This is a genomic window from Segeticoccus rhizosphaerae (genome assembly GCF_005222685.1).
Classification (GTDB): domain Bacteria; phylum Actinomycetota; class Actinomycetes; order Actinomycetales; family Dermatophilaceae; genus Segeticoccus; species Segeticoccus rhizosphaerae.
In genome coordinates this window covers 166,746-180,251 of the sequence record NZ_SWMA01000004.1, presented here as the reverse complement: position 1 = coordinate 180,251, position 13,506 = coordinate 166,746, and the positions used below count along the sequence as shown (strand labels likewise).

Below are 13,506 nucleotides of genomic sequence, written 5' to 3'. Positions count from 1 at the left end.
GCTCGGCTCAAGCCTGTGCGGAGGTGAGCGTCCGCGCGAGCGGCTCGAGGGCCTCGATCAGCTCGTTGAGCTCGGCCGTGTTTAGGACCTCGTAGGGCACGACGGCGAGGTCGTCGGTCAAGGCCTCGACTCGGTCCTTGGCCTGTCGGCCGGCAGGAGTGAACGTCGCCTCGTCCTTGATGAGTCCCCGGGTTTTCATCCCGTCGATGAGGGCGGTCAGTTGCATGGTGGGGAGGTGGTGGATCCGGCCGAAGCTCCTGGCCGGGATCCCGATGTCGAGGGCGGACAGGACGTGGGCCTCGAGGCCGCCGATGCCCTCGGCCATGAGGGCGACGATGTGCCCGTCGCCGCGATGCTCGCGCAGAAGTGAGGCGGCGTGGAAGAGGCGGGTCACCGGATCCCGCGGAAGCGGCAGGGTGCGCAGCGCGGCGTACATGGGGCGGCCTTCGAGCGGAGCGCTGGTCGCGGCCTTGGTGAGCAGCTCGACCGCGCGGGTGAAGCCTGGCGTGTCGACGAGGCCACCGATGATCTGACGCAGCGCATTGGCACAGCCATGCTGGCGGGCGGCGATCGCAGCCTCCGGTGTGGTCGTGTTCCAGACCTTCGGGATGTGGCGGGCCACCTCACCCGGTGCGAAGTTGTAGAAGAGCGCGTGGACCACCTCGGCGGGCACAGAGCTGCCGAGCGGTGCCGCCCGACCGGCGAAGTAGGTGTCCCAGTAGTTGGTGAAACCCAAGGCGAACATGGCCTCGTTGGGTTCGTCAGCCGAGTAGGGGATGACGCCAATCGGCTCGACGAGGTCGAACATCCTGCGAGCCAGGGGGCTCATCGCGGTGAACGCTGCCCTGTGCTCGCTGGCCCCCGCCCGCTCCCGGTCTGCGGCGTGCGCACTCGCGTCGGTAGGAGGATTCGCGTGTCGGCCCCCTGCCGCGGGCGGCGCCTGCCCTGGAAAGTCAGCACTCGTCATACCTTCGGCATGATGTGAAGGCCACTGGACGAGCTCGATCCTGTAGCCGTCGGGATCATGGAGCCACGTGGTCCAGAAGTCCTCCGAGCCGCTCGGCGAGGTGGGCTCCTGCACGTCGATGCCGAGCGCAGCGAGGCGAGCGACGGCATCGTGCAAGGCTTCCACCTGGATGACGAGGTGGTTGAGACCCACCGGGATGGTCGCCTCGGCACCGGGATCGTGGACGAGTTCGAGGCTGACGAACGGGTCGGTCGGCAGCTTCAACATCGTCAGACTGCCGAGCTCTGTCGCGGGCACCGCACCGACGACGTCGTACCCGAGGTGGGAATAGAACTCCAGCGAATGATCGAGGTCCTGCACACGGAGGCCGACGTGCAGCGTCCTCATGCTTCTGCCTCCACCGACGGTGTCATGTTCTGCTCGACCGGGAACATCAGGTGGGTGACGCGATCTCCCTGGACGCACTCGATCGGGTCGCCCAGCGGGACGTCGTCTGCACTCAGCTCGCCGAAGAAGGGCCGGCCCTGTCCCATGACCACGGGCACGAGGTCAACAGCGACCGCGTCGAGCAGGCCGAGTTCGAGGCATTGCCGCGCGATGGTTCCGGCCGTCACCGCCACCGTGCGTTCGCCGGCGATCTCCTGGGCCTGGGTCACCGCCGCCTCCACGCCGTCGGTGACGAAGTGGAACGGTGCGGCCGGGTGGTCCTCGACCCAGTCTGTCGGGATCTGGTGGGTCAGGACCACCACCGGCACTCCCATCGTGTGCATGCCATCCCACCCATCGGTGAAGTCGAACAAGGTGCGTCCGCACACCAGCGCACCCAGCCCGCCGGCCCACTTGTGCCAGTACTCGGCGCTGGCCCTGCTCATGTGCAAGGTGATGCGGTCATCGACGGTGCGGATCTCGACGTCGCCGTTCTGCAACCACTCGAAGAGCCGACCGATCGTGTTGTCCTGCTTGGCGATGTAACCATCCAGCGACATTGACGCATTGGCGATGACCTGTCCCACGGCGTCCTCCTTCAACTCGAGATCGCTTCCTCCTATCGACCAGTGAATCGAACAGAACTCATCTCGTCATCATCCCTGTCATGGTCGCCGACAGGCTCACCTGGCGTCCCCCTCGGCGGTCGCGGTCACGGCACTGATGACTTCCACTGCGGCACCAGACACGCAGCAGCCCGGGTTCCGCCATGGCTCCGGCCCACTCGACTGGCACTTGACTGGACCACTGCGAGGGAGGATTCTAAAAGTGTAGTGATTTGTTGTTAGAAATCAGGTCGTGATGGCTGCTCAACACCCTTCTCCATCGCTCGGACGCAATCCTGTCATCCGAGCAAGCAGCACCGGACTGCTCGTCGGCATGATCGTTGGTGTGATCTTCATCGGCAGCATCGGCGTCGGCATCGCCCTCGGCCTCACGCTGGCCCTGGCCGGGGGGATCCACACAACGTCCCCCTACGGCCAGGGTCACGGCTGAACCGGGTTCGCGCCATGGGCGCCGATGGGCCATCGCCCGGGGTGACGTCGCCCTTGGGTCCGGGTAGGTGACTCGGTCTCGAGGGCTGCTGGGCGTGTTGGTGGGGGCTGCGTTCGTGGTGTTCGCCCAGGCGTTCATGATCGCGCCGATCCTGCCCCGCCTGGCGGAGGTGTTCGGGGTGGGCGTCGGCGTCATGGGCCTGGCGGTCCCGGCCTACCTGATCCCCTACGGGGTGATGACGCTGGTATGGGGTCCGGTCGCCGACCGATTCGGCCGTCGCCCGGTCATCCTCGTCGCGCTGGCCTGCTTCACCCTGCTCGCGCTCGTCACCTCGCTCGCACCGTCGACCGGCTGGTTCATCGGTCTACGGGCCGCCGCCGGACTCGGTGCGGCAGGCATCGTGCCCGTCTCGTTGATGCTGATCGGAGACCTGCTCGACTACGCCGAACGCGGCCCGGCCATCGGGTGGCTCTTCGGCGGGATGGCAGCCGGGATGGCCGCCGGATCGACCGCTGGCGCACTGGCCGAGCCGATGATCGGCTGGCGGGGGCTCTTCGCCGTGGTCGCGGTCGGAGGGGCCCTCTTGGCCGTCGCCGGCGCCCGCCTCATCCCAAGACGTTTGGGCGTGAGCGAGTCAATGTCGATCCGGGCAGTCGCCGCCGGCTACGCCGCGTTGCTACGGCAGCCCCGAGCCCGGCGCTGCTACGCCTACGTCGCGGTGAACGCGGTGCTGCAGTCGGGGATCTACACCTGGCTCGGCGTGTACTTGCACGGCCGGTACGGGCTCGGCCCCATCGGAATCGGCCTGGCCCTGCTCGGCTACGGCGTACCCGGCTTCGCCTTCGGCCCGATCCTCGGTCGCGCGGCGGACCGGTTTGGGCGGGCCCGACTCATCCCCGCTGGACTCGTTGTCACGGCTGTCGCCGCGGCCGGCCTCGCGCTACCGGGGTCGCTGGTTCTGGCGGCGCTGCTGGTGACGCTGCTGTCCTTGGGCTATGACCTGACCCAGCCCCTGCTCGCCGGGATCGCCACCGACCTTCCGGCCGCCCGCGGTCAAGCTGTCGCCTTCATGGCCGTCGTGTTGTTCCTCGGGTTCGGCACTGGCAGCCTCGTCTTCCAAGCCGTACTCCCGGCGGGGTTCGGCGTCGCCTTCACGATCTTCGCGGCATCCGCGGCCGTTGCTGCCAGCGCTGCTGTGCCGATATTCGCCCACGAACGCCCACCAGCGCCCCATCCTGCCTGACGCGCCCTGCTGTGAACAGCAGCCACATCAGGCTCTCTTCGGGACTGATGGGGCCTGTTTCGAGTGGAGTGATCCGGGTATCGGCGTTGTTGAAACGTTCGCTGCCATTGATGAAGGTAGGACTTGATGACTTCGCTCGATATGGCCTCAACAAACACGGTGTCCAGGGTCGCTCACGACCTGTCGTTAGCGACATGGTTCGGGGGCTCGCTGATGGGCGCGGTGGGCTTGAACGGCGCGACCGCAAAAGCCAAAAGCCCCTCCGAGCGCGTCCGCTTGTCGTCCCTGGGGTGGGCTCGGTGGACACCCGTTCAGATCGCCGCGGCCGGCATCCACACCGTCGGTGGGTTGGGCCTGATCGGGGGAAACCGTAAACGGCTTGCGAACGATGGGGCTACCCAGGCCAACACGGTCGTCAAGACCTTGGTGACAGTGGTGGCGATGGGCGTGACCGGATACTCCGGATGGTTGGGCAAGCAGGTCGCCGAGCGGGTGAGCGAGGGTGCGGAAGGTGCGACGGAGCCCTCAGCCGGTGCGTCGGACAAGCTCGCCAAGGCGCAGAAGCAGCTCCAGATGCTGCAATGGGCCATTCCTGCCCTGACCGGTGTGCTCGTCGTGCTGGGCGCGCAGCAGGGCGAGCAGCAACGAGGCCTGAAAGGGCTTCTGGATCTCTAGGGGATCAACCGCGACGACCAGACCCTGTGCCGCTGTGCAACTCCCGCAGCTCGCTTTGTAGGTGAGCGCAGGAGCTGTCCGAACTGGTCGCACACCCGTGAGGCACCGATCAACACGAGTCAACGGTGGTTGAGGGCCCGGCTCCAAGTCTGCATGTGCAGCACGCGACCCTTGCGCCGGCGCTCGAAGGCAAGGGTCTCGGTGAGGTCGAAGCCAGAACGTCTGGCCACCAGCCCCTGGGATCGGATGGGCACCGCCTCGCCCGGCACGCAGAGCGGCCGCGTCATCGGACGGTGACGGTATCACCGATGCGGATCCGGCCGGTGACGATCGGCTCGGCGTAGACCGCGAGCAGCAGATCGCGCTGCTCCCCCAGGGCTTTCAGCACTCGGCCGTGTCGTGGTACGTCGCCCTGTTGCACGTCGACGGTGCGACACCGTTCGATCTGCTCCGTCACGTAGAGCCGGACGCCACCCATCTCGAGCGTCCGCCCGAGCCAGCCGTCCTCGGCATACGGCTCGTCGGTCTCCACAACGAGGTTGGCGCGGAAGCGGCGCGGGTCGAGCGGTTCGTCGTCGCCGACCAGCTCGGCCGCCGCAGCAAGGGTGGCGGTGCCGATGAGGCTGACCGGCGCGGCGTCGTAGTGCTCGACGACGCCCAGCCCTGGCCGCACCGTCTCCCCCTCACGCACGAGCTCGACCGACTCGCCGAACAGCTCCGACAGCCGCTCGTTGAGTCGGGGGTCGGAGGCCAGCAGCGACGTCCCGTCGGGCAGCGCCACCATCGTCCCGCTCTCGTCCATCGATGCGCTGCACCCGAAAACCGGGTCCATCCGGTGGAATCGCCGCGAGTTCTTGCCGCTGGCAAACCGTCCGCTGCCGTCGCGGACCGCCCACCACCTGTCGCCCACCAGCCCACGGTCGTCCAGCTCGACCGCCTCCAGCCGCTCCCCCAGCATGGACTTGACCGGGTAGCGATGGATCTCGCGCACGGTCAGACTCACACCAGCCTCCTTGCAGGCCTTCGCCGCACTTGTCCCACCGAGCCTCTCACGCGAACTTCGGCGCAACGAGCGAGATCCCGGCCGGAGACTGGAGCCGCGCCCGCACTCGACCACGGCTCACCCGCCATCTCGCCCGAGCCACTCGTCGCGGAGCATGGCAAAAGGTCAGGTCGTCCAGCCAGCGCCCGTCGCGGCCGAGCACCGATGCCACGGCACGACGCTCCTGACGCAGACCGAGCCGGCGCAGCAGCCTGGCCGACGGCACGGCGTCGGCGAAGACGTCGGCCGTGATCCGGCGCAACCCCATCTGCCCAAACCCGATCTCCAACAGGGCCGCGGCAAGCTCGGTGCCCAGCCCGATGCCCTGCACCGACGGGTGCAGCACGTAGCCGAGCGTGCCCTCGCGCTCGGTCGTGCCCTCCGCGGTGATGCATCCCGCGAGGCGTATGCCGATCGCGGCGTCGCCGATGACCGCGCCGGTCTCGCGGTCGCAGACCGCCAGCGCGAGCTGCGGCCGCTCGGCTCCCGGTCTCCCCCGCGCCACCCGCGCAGCGACTCGCGCCCGCGTCTCCTCCATGGTGAGGACGCCGTGGCTCAGGTAGGCGACCACCTCTGGCAACGAACGAAACCCGTGCACGGCCTCGGCGTCATCCACCGTGAGCGGACGCAGGGTCAACCGTGCGGTGTGCTGCGGCCAGGCGAGGTCGGAGAGGTCACCGATCATGTGAGATCGGGACCGCTGCGGACGTGCTCGAAGATCAGACTGGTCTCCACGTTGGCCACCCCCGGCCGGTTGGTGAGGTGGTCGAGCACGAAGTCGCGCAACGCGTCCGGCGACGCCGCGGCGACGTGGACGAGGTAGTCGTTCGCGCCGCTGACGTGGTAGGTGCCGAGCACGCCCGGCAACCGCGGCACCCCTTCGCGGAACTGCTCGAAGTGCTCGCGCTGGTGGCCCCCGAACCGCACCGCGACCATCGCCTCGATCGGCAGTCCCAGCGCGGCCACGTCGACGTCGGCGTGGATGCCGCGGATGACGCCCCGCTCGCGCAACGACCGCACCCTCGCCACGCAGGTCGACTCCGCGATCCCCGCCTCCCGAGCGAGCGCGTTGTTGGGCATCCGCCCGTCTGCCTCGAGCAGGGCCACGAGGCGTCGGTCCACGTCGTCGAGCCGCGGCCGCGGGCGCGGGTCGGGCCCCGGCGCACGCGCTGGTGGGACAGGAGACACGACCGCGAGCCTAGCGGCGACGACGGGCGGCGAAGACGGAGTGGAGCCACCGAGCCGCGGGGTAGCCGCGCCGGGCCACCCCAGCTCGATGCACGATCTGCGGCCGCGCGCGGCGGCGGCCTCCGTCATACGAAGCAAGACCTCGCCAACAGGGTCACTTTCGCATGTTCTGCGGATCTATTGCCCTATGTCGTGGATCCTTCCATCATGAGCGGACCGCCGTTGACCCTCTGGAGCCATACATGACCACCACGCCAGCTTTCACCGATCCTCTGTCGACCCGCGCCGTCCACGCCGGTCGCGACGACCTGGCCGCCGCCGGAGTGCACGTCCCGCCGATCGACCTGTCGACGACCAACCCGCTGCCCGACGTCGAGCACGGCGGCGACGCCTACGAGACCATGGCCACCGGCGGGCGGCCGACCGCCACCGACAGCCACGTCTACCAGCGGCTCTGGAACCCCACCGTGGCCAGGTTCGAGACGGCCCTGGCCGAGCTCGAGGGATGCGAGGAGGCGGTCGCCTTCGCGAGCGGCATGGCCGCGCTCAGCGCCTGCCTGCTCGCCACGGTCTCCGCCGGCAAGTCGCACGTCGTCGCCGTGCGCCCGCTGTATGGCGGGTCCGACCACGTGCTCGCGACCGGCCTGCTCGGCACCGCCGTCACCTGGGCCACCGCCGACACCGTCGGCGACGCGATCCGCCCCGACACCGGCCTGGTCGTCGTCGAGACCCCCGCCAACCCGACCCTCGAGCTGCTCGACCTGTCGGCGGTGTGCGCGCAGGCCGCCGACGTGCCGGTGCTCGTCGACAACACCTTCGCCACGCCGGTCCTGCAGCGTCCCCGCCGGCAGGGCGCCGCGCTGGTGCTGCACTCGGCCACGAAGTACCTCGGCGGCCACGGCGATGTCATGGGCGGCGTGGTCGCGGCCGGCCCCGAGTGGTCGAGCCGGCTGCGCCAGGTGCGCGCGCTCACCGGCGGGCTGCTGCACCCGATCGCGGCCTACCAGCTGCACCGTGGGCTGCAGACCCTGACCATCCGCGTCCGCGCCCAGCAGGACGGCGCCCGCCGGCTCGCCGAGTGGCTCGCCGAACAGCCCGCTGTCGACGCGGTCCACTACCCCGGCCTCGCCGGATGCGACCCGCAGGGACTCGTCGGACGCCAGATGTCCGGTCCCGGAGCGGTGCTCGCCTTCAGCGTGCGCGGTGGGTATGCCGCGGCCGCGCAGGTCGCGGACGCGGTGCAGCTCATCACCCACGCCGTGTCGCTCGGCGGCGTCGACAGCCTCATCCAGCACCCGGCGTCGCTGACCCACCGGCCCGTCGCGCCCGAGGCACGCCCGGCCGCGTCGGTGCTGCGCCTTTCGGTCGGCCTCGAGGACCCCAGCGACCTGATCGTCGACCTCGACAAGGCCCTCGGCGCCGTCACCCCCACCACCTGATCCTCCCGGTCCCCGCTCGCCCACAGCGACCGAAAACGTCACGAAGATCCGCCGGGGCCCGGCCTAGGCTGGGCCCCGGACTGCCACGACGGGGACGGGAGCGAGGATGACGGCATACCAGCCCAACGAGGCCGAGCTGGGGCACCTGCGCCGCTGCATCGAGCTGGCGCGTGAGGCGCTGGCCGACGGCGACGGCCCCTTCGGCTCGGTGCTGGTCGGCGGCGACGGCACCATGCTGGCCGAGGACCGCAACCATGAGGTGTCGCGCGGCGACGAGACGCGGCACCCGGAGTTCGCGCTGGCGCGGTGGGCGGCGAGCCACCTCACCGCGCCGGAGCGCGCGGCGGCCAGCGTCTTCACCTCGGGTGAGCACTGTCCGATGTGCTCGGCCGCGCACGGCTGGGTCGGACTGGGGCGGATCGTCTACATCCACTCCTCCGCGCAGCTGGTCGGCTGGCGCCGCGAGCTCGGCGCGCCCGACTCGCCGGTGCGCCCCATCCCGGTCCAGGAGGTGGCCCCTCAGGTCGCGGTGGAAGGGCCCGTGACCGGGCTCGATGAGGAGATGCGCGAGCTGCACCGCCGCTCCGTCGCCGGCGACGCCTGACCCGACAGGGGTGTGCTCCGCCGATATGGTGCGGGGCCGGTTCGTGTCCCCCGGGCCCATAGATGGCCCGCGGCGCGCGGCCCTAGCGTTCTGGCACTCGGCCCCTCGCTGCGGCCGAGCCGCGATGCTCGAAGGGAGTCCCATGGCACCGGCCCGCACGGAGCGCGAGGTCCTGCTCGCGACCCGCGGGCTCACCAAGGAGTTCCGTGGCTTCCAGGCGGTCCGCGGCGTCGACCTCGACATCGAGAGGGGCACGGTCCAGGCGTTGGTCGGGCCCAACGGCGCGGGCAAGACGACGTTGTTCAACCTGCTCACCGGGGCTCCTCACCCCGACCTCGGGCACGATCACCCTCGAGGGCCGCGACATCACCGGGCAACAGCCCGAGCAGATCGCGCACCTCGGCGTCGCCCGTTCCTTCCAGATCACCAGCCTGTTCGACCAGCTGACCGCCCTCGAGCACCTCGAGCTGGCGCTCGCCTCCCCGACCGGGCTCGGCCGGCGGTTCTGGCAGTCCGAGCGCCGCCTCGCGACCTTCCACGGACGCGCCCACGAGCTGCTCGACCAGGTCGGTATGGCGCACCTCGCCCACCGCCCGGCCGGCCAGTTCGCCTACGGGCAGAAGCGGGCCCTCGAGCTCGCGCTCGCGCTGGCCCTCGACCCCAAGCTGCTGCTGCTCGACGAGCCGACCGCCGGCATGGGTCTGGAGGACGTGGACCGCACCATCGAGCTGGTCCGGCGGATCGCCACCGGCCGCACCGTCGTGCTCGTCGACCACAACATGCACGTCGTCGGCAGCCTCGCCGACCGGGTGACCGTCCTGCAGCAGGGCGAGATCCTCGCCGAGGGGACCTACGACGAGGTGCGCACCAACCCTGACGTGGTCACGGCATACCTCGGACAGCCCCATGCTTGAGGTGACGAGCGTGTCTGCCTGGTATGGCGAGGCGCAGGTCCTGACCGACGTGTCCCTCGCGGTGCACGAGGGTGAGGTCGCCACGCTGGTGGGCCGCAACGGCGCCGGCAAGACGACCCTGCTGCGGTGTGTCATGGGCCTGCACCGCAGCCTCGAGGGGCAGCTGCGCCTCGACGAGCGCGACCTCGACCGGCTCTCCCCCAACGCCCGGGCCCGGGCCGGCATCGGCTGGGTCCCCGACGACCGCGGGATCTACGCGAGCCTCACCGTCGAGGAGAACCTCACGCTTCCCCCCGTCGTCTCGGCCGACCGTGCCTGGCCGGTCGAGCAGATCTACGAGGCGTTTCCGGCGCTCGCCGACCGGCGAGCCTCCATGGGCACGCAGCTGTCGGGTGGCGAGCAGCAGATGCTCGCGATGGCCCGGGTGCTGCGGATGGGTTCCTCGTTGCTGCTCCTCGACGAGCCCAGCGAGGGCCTGGCCCCGGTCATCGTCCAGCGCATCGGCGAGATCATCCGCCAGATCACCGACCACGGCGTCGGCGTCCTACTCGTGGAGCAGAACGTCACCTTCGCGGCCACCGTCGCCGACCGCCACTACCTGCTGGCCCAGGGCCGCGTCGTCGAGCAGCTGGACAACGCGCAGTTCCAGGCCCGCGAGCACGAGCTGCTCGAGCACCTCGGCATCTGACCCACCACCTCCACCCCCTGACCTCCAAGGAGTCGACATGGCACGCAAGACCAAGAGCGCCGCGATCGCGGCCTGCATGACCGGTGCGCTGGTGCTCGCCGGCTGTGGCGGCGGCGGTCCGAGCGCCGGGGGCGGCAAGATCAGCGACGACAAGGTCGTGCTCGCCGTGCTCAACGACCAGTCCGGCGTCTACAAGGACCTGTCCGGGCCCAACAGCGTCGAGGCCGTCAAGATGGCCGTCGCCGACTACCAGAAGAAGTACGGCGACAAGGCCGTCGCGTCCGACATCGAGGTGATCAGCGCGGATCACCAGAACAAGCCGGACATCGCCAACACCAAGGCGCAGGAGATGTATGACCGGCAGAAGGCCGACATCATCCTCGACGTGCCCACCTCGTCGGCGGCGCTCGCGGTGGCAGGGGTGGCCAAGCAGAAGAAGAAGCTCTTCATCGACGTGGGCGCCGGGACGACGGAGCTGACGGGTGCCTCGTGCAACAAGTACACCTTCCACTGGGCCTACGACACGGCGATGCTCGCCAAGGGCGCCGCGAGCCAGGTGAAGAACGGTGGGAAGAAGTGGAGCCTGGTCTATCCCGACTACGCGTTCGGCCAGGACATGAACAAGTCGTTCACCTCCGCGATCAAGGAGGGGGGCGGCACGGTGCAGCAGAGCATCCCGACGCCCTTCCCCAACGACAACTTCGCCACCTTCATCACCAAGGCCGCCTCGAGCAAACCCGACGTGATCGGCACCATGGCCGCTGGCGGTGACCTGATCAACTTCGTCAAGCAGTTCAACCAGTCGGGGATGCGGGACAAGGCGACGCTGGCGGTGGGCCTGATGTTCATCACCGACATCCACTCGCTCGGCGTCGACCAGTTCGCGGGCACCACCTTCACCGACGCGTGGTACTGGAACTTCGACAAGAAGAACCGCGAGTGGGCCGACCGGTTCACGGAGAAGACCGACACCCGGCCGTCGTTCGCCCACGCCGCGAACTACTCCGCGGCGCTGCAGTACCTCGAGGCGGTCCAGCGGGCCGGCACCGACGACTCGGACGCGGTGGTCGGCGAGCTCGAGGGCAAGAAGCTCAACGACGTCTTCCTCCGTGACGGTGAGGTGCGCGCCGACCACAACGTCATCCACGACACCTACCTCGCCGAGGTGAAGAAGAAGAGCGAGGTCAACGAGCCCTGGGACTACGAGAAGATCATCAACACGATCCCCGCCGCCGACGCCTACGAACCGGTCTCGAAGGCGTGCTCGCTCTGACCACCGGACGGTCGAGGAGCGACCAGAGGAAGTCATGAGTGCCTTCATCCAGTACACGTTGCAGGGCCTGGCAGCCGGCGGCTTCTACGCCCTGGCAGCCCTCGGGCTCGCCGTGATCTTCGGCGTGCTCGGTGTGGTCAACTTCGCCCACGGCGCCTGCTACATGCTCGGGGCAGTCGTGTCCGCGGTGCTCCTCGACGTCGTGGGTCTGCACTTCTGGCCAGCGTTGGTCATCGTGCCGATCCTGATGTTCCTCTTCGGCGTCCTGCTCGAACGCGTCTTCGTGCAGTGGCTGCTGCGACTCGACGTGCTCTACAACTTCCTGCTCACCTTCGGCATCGCCCTGGTGCTGGTCGACCTGGTCAAGCGTCGGTATGGCGTGTCCGGCCTCCCCTACGAACAGCCTGCCGGGCTGCGGGGCCAACTCCACCTGGGATCACTGAGCCTGCCGACCTACCAGGTCTTCGTGTTCGCCTTCTCCATGCTCGTCTGCGTCCTGGTGTGGCTGCTGCTCACCCGAACCCGCATCGGCATGATCGTCCGCGCCTCGACCGAGGAGCCGGAGCGCACCCGTGCCCTCGGCATCAACGTGAACCGTTGGGTGACACCGGTCTTCGGGTTCGGCATCGGGCTCGCCGGTCTGGCCGGCGTGCTCGCGGCGCCGTTCCGCGCGATCACCGCAGACATGGGCGGCAACTTCGTGATCATCCTGTTTGCCGTGGTGGTGATCGGCGGCCTCGGCTCGGTCCTCGGCGCTGTCGTCGCGGGCTTCCTCGTCGGGCTCGTGGAGGCCTACGGCCAGGCCTACGCCTCGTCCTTCTCACAGATCGCCATCTTCGTCCTCATGGCGCTGGTCATCCTGGTGCGGCCGGCCGGCCTCTTCGGGCGTCAGGAGACAGCATGACCGAGCAGTCGGCTCCCACAGCCCAGCTCGAGCAGACCGCCGAGGTCGCGCCGGCACGGCGCAGCACCGTGCGCTGGGTACTGCTCGCCATCGGCCTCGTCGCTGCCATCGCGCTGCCCTGGTTCGTCTACCCGCCGGTCGCCATGGACATCGCCGCGTGGGCGCTGTTCGCGATCTCGGTCGACCTGCTGCTCGGCTACACCGGGCTGCTCTCCTTCGGTCACGCGGCCTTCTGGGGCTCCTCGGCCTACGTGACCGGACTGATCGCCATACACGTCGGTGTGCCGTTCCCGGTCGCGATCCTCGGCGGCATGCTCTTCGCCATGCTCATCGCCGTGCCGATCGGCTACCTGTCCGTGCGCCGCACGGGCATCTACTTCGCCATGGTCACGCTGGCCTTCGCGCAGATGATCTACTTCGTCGCCAACCAGTGGCACAGCCTGACCGGAGGCGAGAACGGCCTGCAGGGAATCCCCAGGAGCTTCTTCGGGATCGAGCAGGTGGAGACCGACGCGTTCTACTTCTACTACGCCGCCGTCGGGCTCATCCTGCTCGGCGCCTGGGCCGCCTGGCGGATCCTGCACTCGCCGTTCGGCCGCGTCCTGGTGGCCATCCGCGACAACCCCGCCCGGGCCAGGGCCCTCGGGTATGACGTGGAGCGCTACAAGGTGGTGGTCTTCGTGCTGTCGGCCGGGCTGGCCGGGCTCGCGGGCGGCGTCTTCTCGATCAGCCACGGCTTCGCGTCGCTGCAGGAGCTGGCCTGGACCACCTCGGGCAAGGTCGTGCTGATGACCGTGCTCGGCGGGATCGGCACGCTGTGGGGAGGCCCCGTGGGGGCGGCCCTGGTGGTGCTGCTCGAGGACAAGCTGGCCACGATCGGCTTCGATGGCATCGGCATCATCACCGGCTCGATCTTCATCGTGATCGTGCTGTTGTTCCGCCGCGGCCTGTGGGGGACGGCGCGCACGGTGCTGCAGGGCCTGGCCGACCGCCGGCACCGAGCGCCCCGCGACTGACACCTGTGCTCGCGTCAGACCGCTTTGCTCGTCTCAGACCGCTCCCGCCCGGCCCAGGACCGGTTTGAAGT

General features: G+C 69.3%; 15 protein-coding genes and 1 pseudogene. 10 read left to right on the top strand and 6 right to left on the bottom strand.

Translation table 11 applies throughout. The features are described from left to right. Nucleotides 1–7: 7 nt before the first annotated feature. Both FCN22_RS05055 and FCN22_RS05050 read right to left on the bottom strand, forming a co-directional pair. Nucleotides 8–1,354 carry an SCO6745 family protein gene (locus tag FCN22_RS05055; protein ID WP_137120439.1) on the bottom strand — a complete coding sequence of 449 codons (1,347 nt, stop codon included), beginning with the start codon at nt 1,352–1,354 and terminating at the stop codon, nt 8–10. Then, a complete protein-coding gene (locus FCN22_RS05050) occupies nt 1,351–1,980 on the bottom strand; it encodes a dihydrofolate reductase family protein (RefSeq protein WP_137120438.1) in 630 nt (209 codons plus the stop codon). The genes FCN22_RS05055 and FCN22_RS05050 overlap by 4 nt, the downstream gene beginning before the upstream one ends. 536 nt (nt 1,981–2,516) lie before the next feature. Here FCN22_RS05050 and FCN22_RS05045 point away from each other — a divergent pair. Then, nucleotides 2,517–3,692 carry an MFS transporter gene (locus FCN22_RS05045; protein WP_202911401.1) on the top strand — a complete coding sequence of 392 codons (1,176 nt, stop codon included), beginning with the start codon at nt 2,517–2,519 and terminating at the stop codon, nt 3,690–3,692. A gap of 126 nt (nt 3,693–3,818) precedes the next feature. After that, nucleotides 3,819–4,367: a hypothetical protein gene (locus FCN22_RS05040; protein ID WP_238384530.1), complete on the top strand. Its 549-nt coding sequence runs from the start codon at nt 3,819–3,821 to the stop codon at nt 4,365–4,367. 119 nt (nt 4,368–4,486) lie between these two features. Here the strand turns inward: FCN22_RS05040 and FCN22_RS21560 are convergent, their stop codons facing one another. Genes FCN22_RS21560 through FCN22_RS05025 form a run of 4 tightly spaced genes read right to left on the bottom strand, consistent with a single transcriptional unit; the run spans nt 4,487 to nt 6,597 of the window. After that, complete coding sequence (locus FCN22_RS21560; protein ID WP_162308138.1) at nt 4,487–4,654, bottom strand: hypothetical protein; 168 nt, start codon at nt 4,652–4,654, stop codon at nt 4,487–4,489. Next, nucleotides 4,651–5,370: an MOSC domain-containing protein gene (locus tag FCN22_RS05035; protein ID WP_137120437.1), complete on the bottom strand. Its 720-nt coding sequence runs from the start codon at nt 5,368–5,370 to the stop codon at nt 4,651–4,653. Before FCN22_RS05035 ends, FCN22_RS21560 begins: the two co-directional genes overlap by 4 nt. Nucleotides 5,371–5,416: 46 nt before the next feature. Beyond that, a complete protein-coding gene (locus FCN22_RS05030) occupies nt 5,417–6,094 on the bottom strand; it encodes a GNAT family N-acetyltransferase (RefSeq protein ID WP_137120436.1) in 678 nt (225 codons plus the stop codon). Then, nucleotides 6,091–6,597, bottom strand: a complete 507-nt coding sequence (locus FCN22_RS05025) for an Lrp/AsnC family transcriptional regulator (protein ID WP_238384529.1) — start codon at nt 6,595–6,597, stop codon at nt 6,091–6,093. The genes FCN22_RS05030 and FCN22_RS05025 overlap by 4 nt, the downstream gene beginning before the upstream one ends. A 242-nt stretch (nt 6,598–6,839) precedes the next feature. Here FCN22_RS05025 and FCN22_RS05020 point away from each other — a divergent pair, with 242 nt between their 5' ends. The 8 genes and pseudogenes from FCN22_RS05020 to FCN22_RS04990 all read left to right on the top strand — a co-directional run bounded on the left by FCN22_RS05020 (nt 6,840) and on the right by FCN22_RS04990 (nt 13,435). Further along, nucleotides 6,840–8,036 carry a trans-sulfuration enzyme family protein gene (locus tag FCN22_RS05020; protein WP_137120434.1) on the top strand — a complete coding sequence of 399 codons (1,197 nt, stop codon included), beginning with the start codon at nt 6,840–6,842 and terminating at the stop codon, nt 8,034–8,036. A gap of 106 nt (nt 8,037–8,142) precedes the next feature. Next, a complete protein-coding gene (locus FCN22_RS05015; protein ID WP_137120433.1) occupies nt 8,143–8,640 on the top strand; it encodes a nucleoside deaminase in 498 nt (165 codons plus the stop codon). Continuing rightward, nucleotides 8,591–8,953 (top strand): annotated as a pseudogene (locus FCN22_RS22920) (ATP-binding cassette domain-containing protein); the annotation flags it as partial. The gene FCN22_RS05015 and the pseudogene FCN22_RS22920, both read left to right, overlap by 50 nt. Beyond that, complete coding sequence (locus tag FCN22_RS22100; RefSeq protein WP_338016633.1) at nt 8,847–9,554, top strand: ABC transporter ATP-binding protein; 708 nt, start codon at nt 8,847–8,849, stop codon at nt 9,552–9,554. The pseudogene FCN22_RS22920 and the gene FCN22_RS22100, both read left to right, overlap by 107 nt. 10 nt (nt 9,555–9,564) lie before the next feature. Beyond that, nucleotides 9,565–10,242 carry an ABC transporter ATP-binding protein gene (locus tag FCN22_RS05005; protein WP_238384528.1) on the top strand — a complete coding sequence of 226 codons (678 nt, stop codon included), beginning with the start codon at nt 9,565–9,567 and terminating at the stop codon, nt 10,240–10,242. A 37-nt stretch (nt 10,243–10,279) separates the two neighbouring features. Beyond that, the gene (locus FCN22_RS05000; protein WP_202911400.1) at nt 10,280–11,515 is read left to right on the top strand and encodes an ABC transporter substrate-binding protein; all 1,236 of its coding nucleotides are present in this window, start codon (nt 10,280–10,282) and stop codon (nt 11,513–11,515) included. A gap of 34 nt (nt 11,516–11,549) precedes the next feature. Continuing rightward, complete coding sequence (locus FCN22_RS04995; RefSeq protein WP_137120431.1) at nt 11,550–12,419, top strand: branched-chain amino acid ABC transporter permease; 870 nt, start codon at nt 11,550–11,552, stop codon at nt 12,417–12,419. Next, nucleotides 12,416–13,435, top strand: a complete 1,020-nt coding sequence (locus FCN22_RS04990) for a branched-chain amino acid ABC transporter permease (protein WP_137120430.1) — start codon at nt 12,416–12,418, stop codon at nt 13,433–13,435. Before FCN22_RS04995 ends, FCN22_RS04990 begins: the two co-directional genes overlap by 4 nt. Nucleotides 13,436–13,506 lie beyond the last annotated feature (71 nt).

Bases quoted from the DNA above. Each gene is read 5' to 3' on its own strand.
- FCN22_RS05020 (WP_137120434.1), top strand. From the start codon at position 6,840: ATGACCACCACGCCAGCTTTCACCGATCCTCTGTCGACCCGCGCCGTC.
- FCN22_RS05000 (WP_202911400.1), top strand. From the start codon at position 10,280: ATGGCACGCAAGACCAAGAGCGCCGCGATCGCGGCCTGCATGACCGGT.
- FCN22_RS05015 (WP_137120433.1), top strand. From the start codon at position 8,143: ATGACGGCATACCAGCCCAACGAGGCCGAGCTGGGGCACCTGCGCCGC.
- FCN22_RS05030 (WP_137120436.1), bottom strand. From the start codon at position 6,094: ATGATCGGTGACCTCTCCGACCTCGCCTGGCCGCAGCACACCGCACGG.
- FCN22_RS04990 (WP_137120430.1), top strand. From the start codon at position 12,416: ATGACCGAGCAGTCGGCTCCCACAGCCCAGCTCGAGCAGACCGCCGAG.
- FCN22_RS21560 (WP_162308138.1), bottom strand. From the start codon at position 4,654: ATGACGCGGCCGCTCTGCGTGCCGGGCGAGGCGGTGCCCATCCGATCC.
- FCN22_RS05055 (WP_137120439.1), bottom strand. From the start codon at position 1,354: ATGAGGACGCTGCACGTCGGCCTCCGTGTGCAGGACCTCGATCATTCG.
- FCN22_RS04995 (WP_137120431.1), top strand. From the start codon at position 11,550: ATGAGTGCCTTCATCCAGTACACGTTGCAGGGCCTGGCAGCCGGCGGC.
- FCN22_RS05040 (WP_238384530.1), top strand. From the start codon at position 3,819: ATGACTTCGCTCGATATGGCCTCAACAAACACGGTGTCCAGGGTCGCT.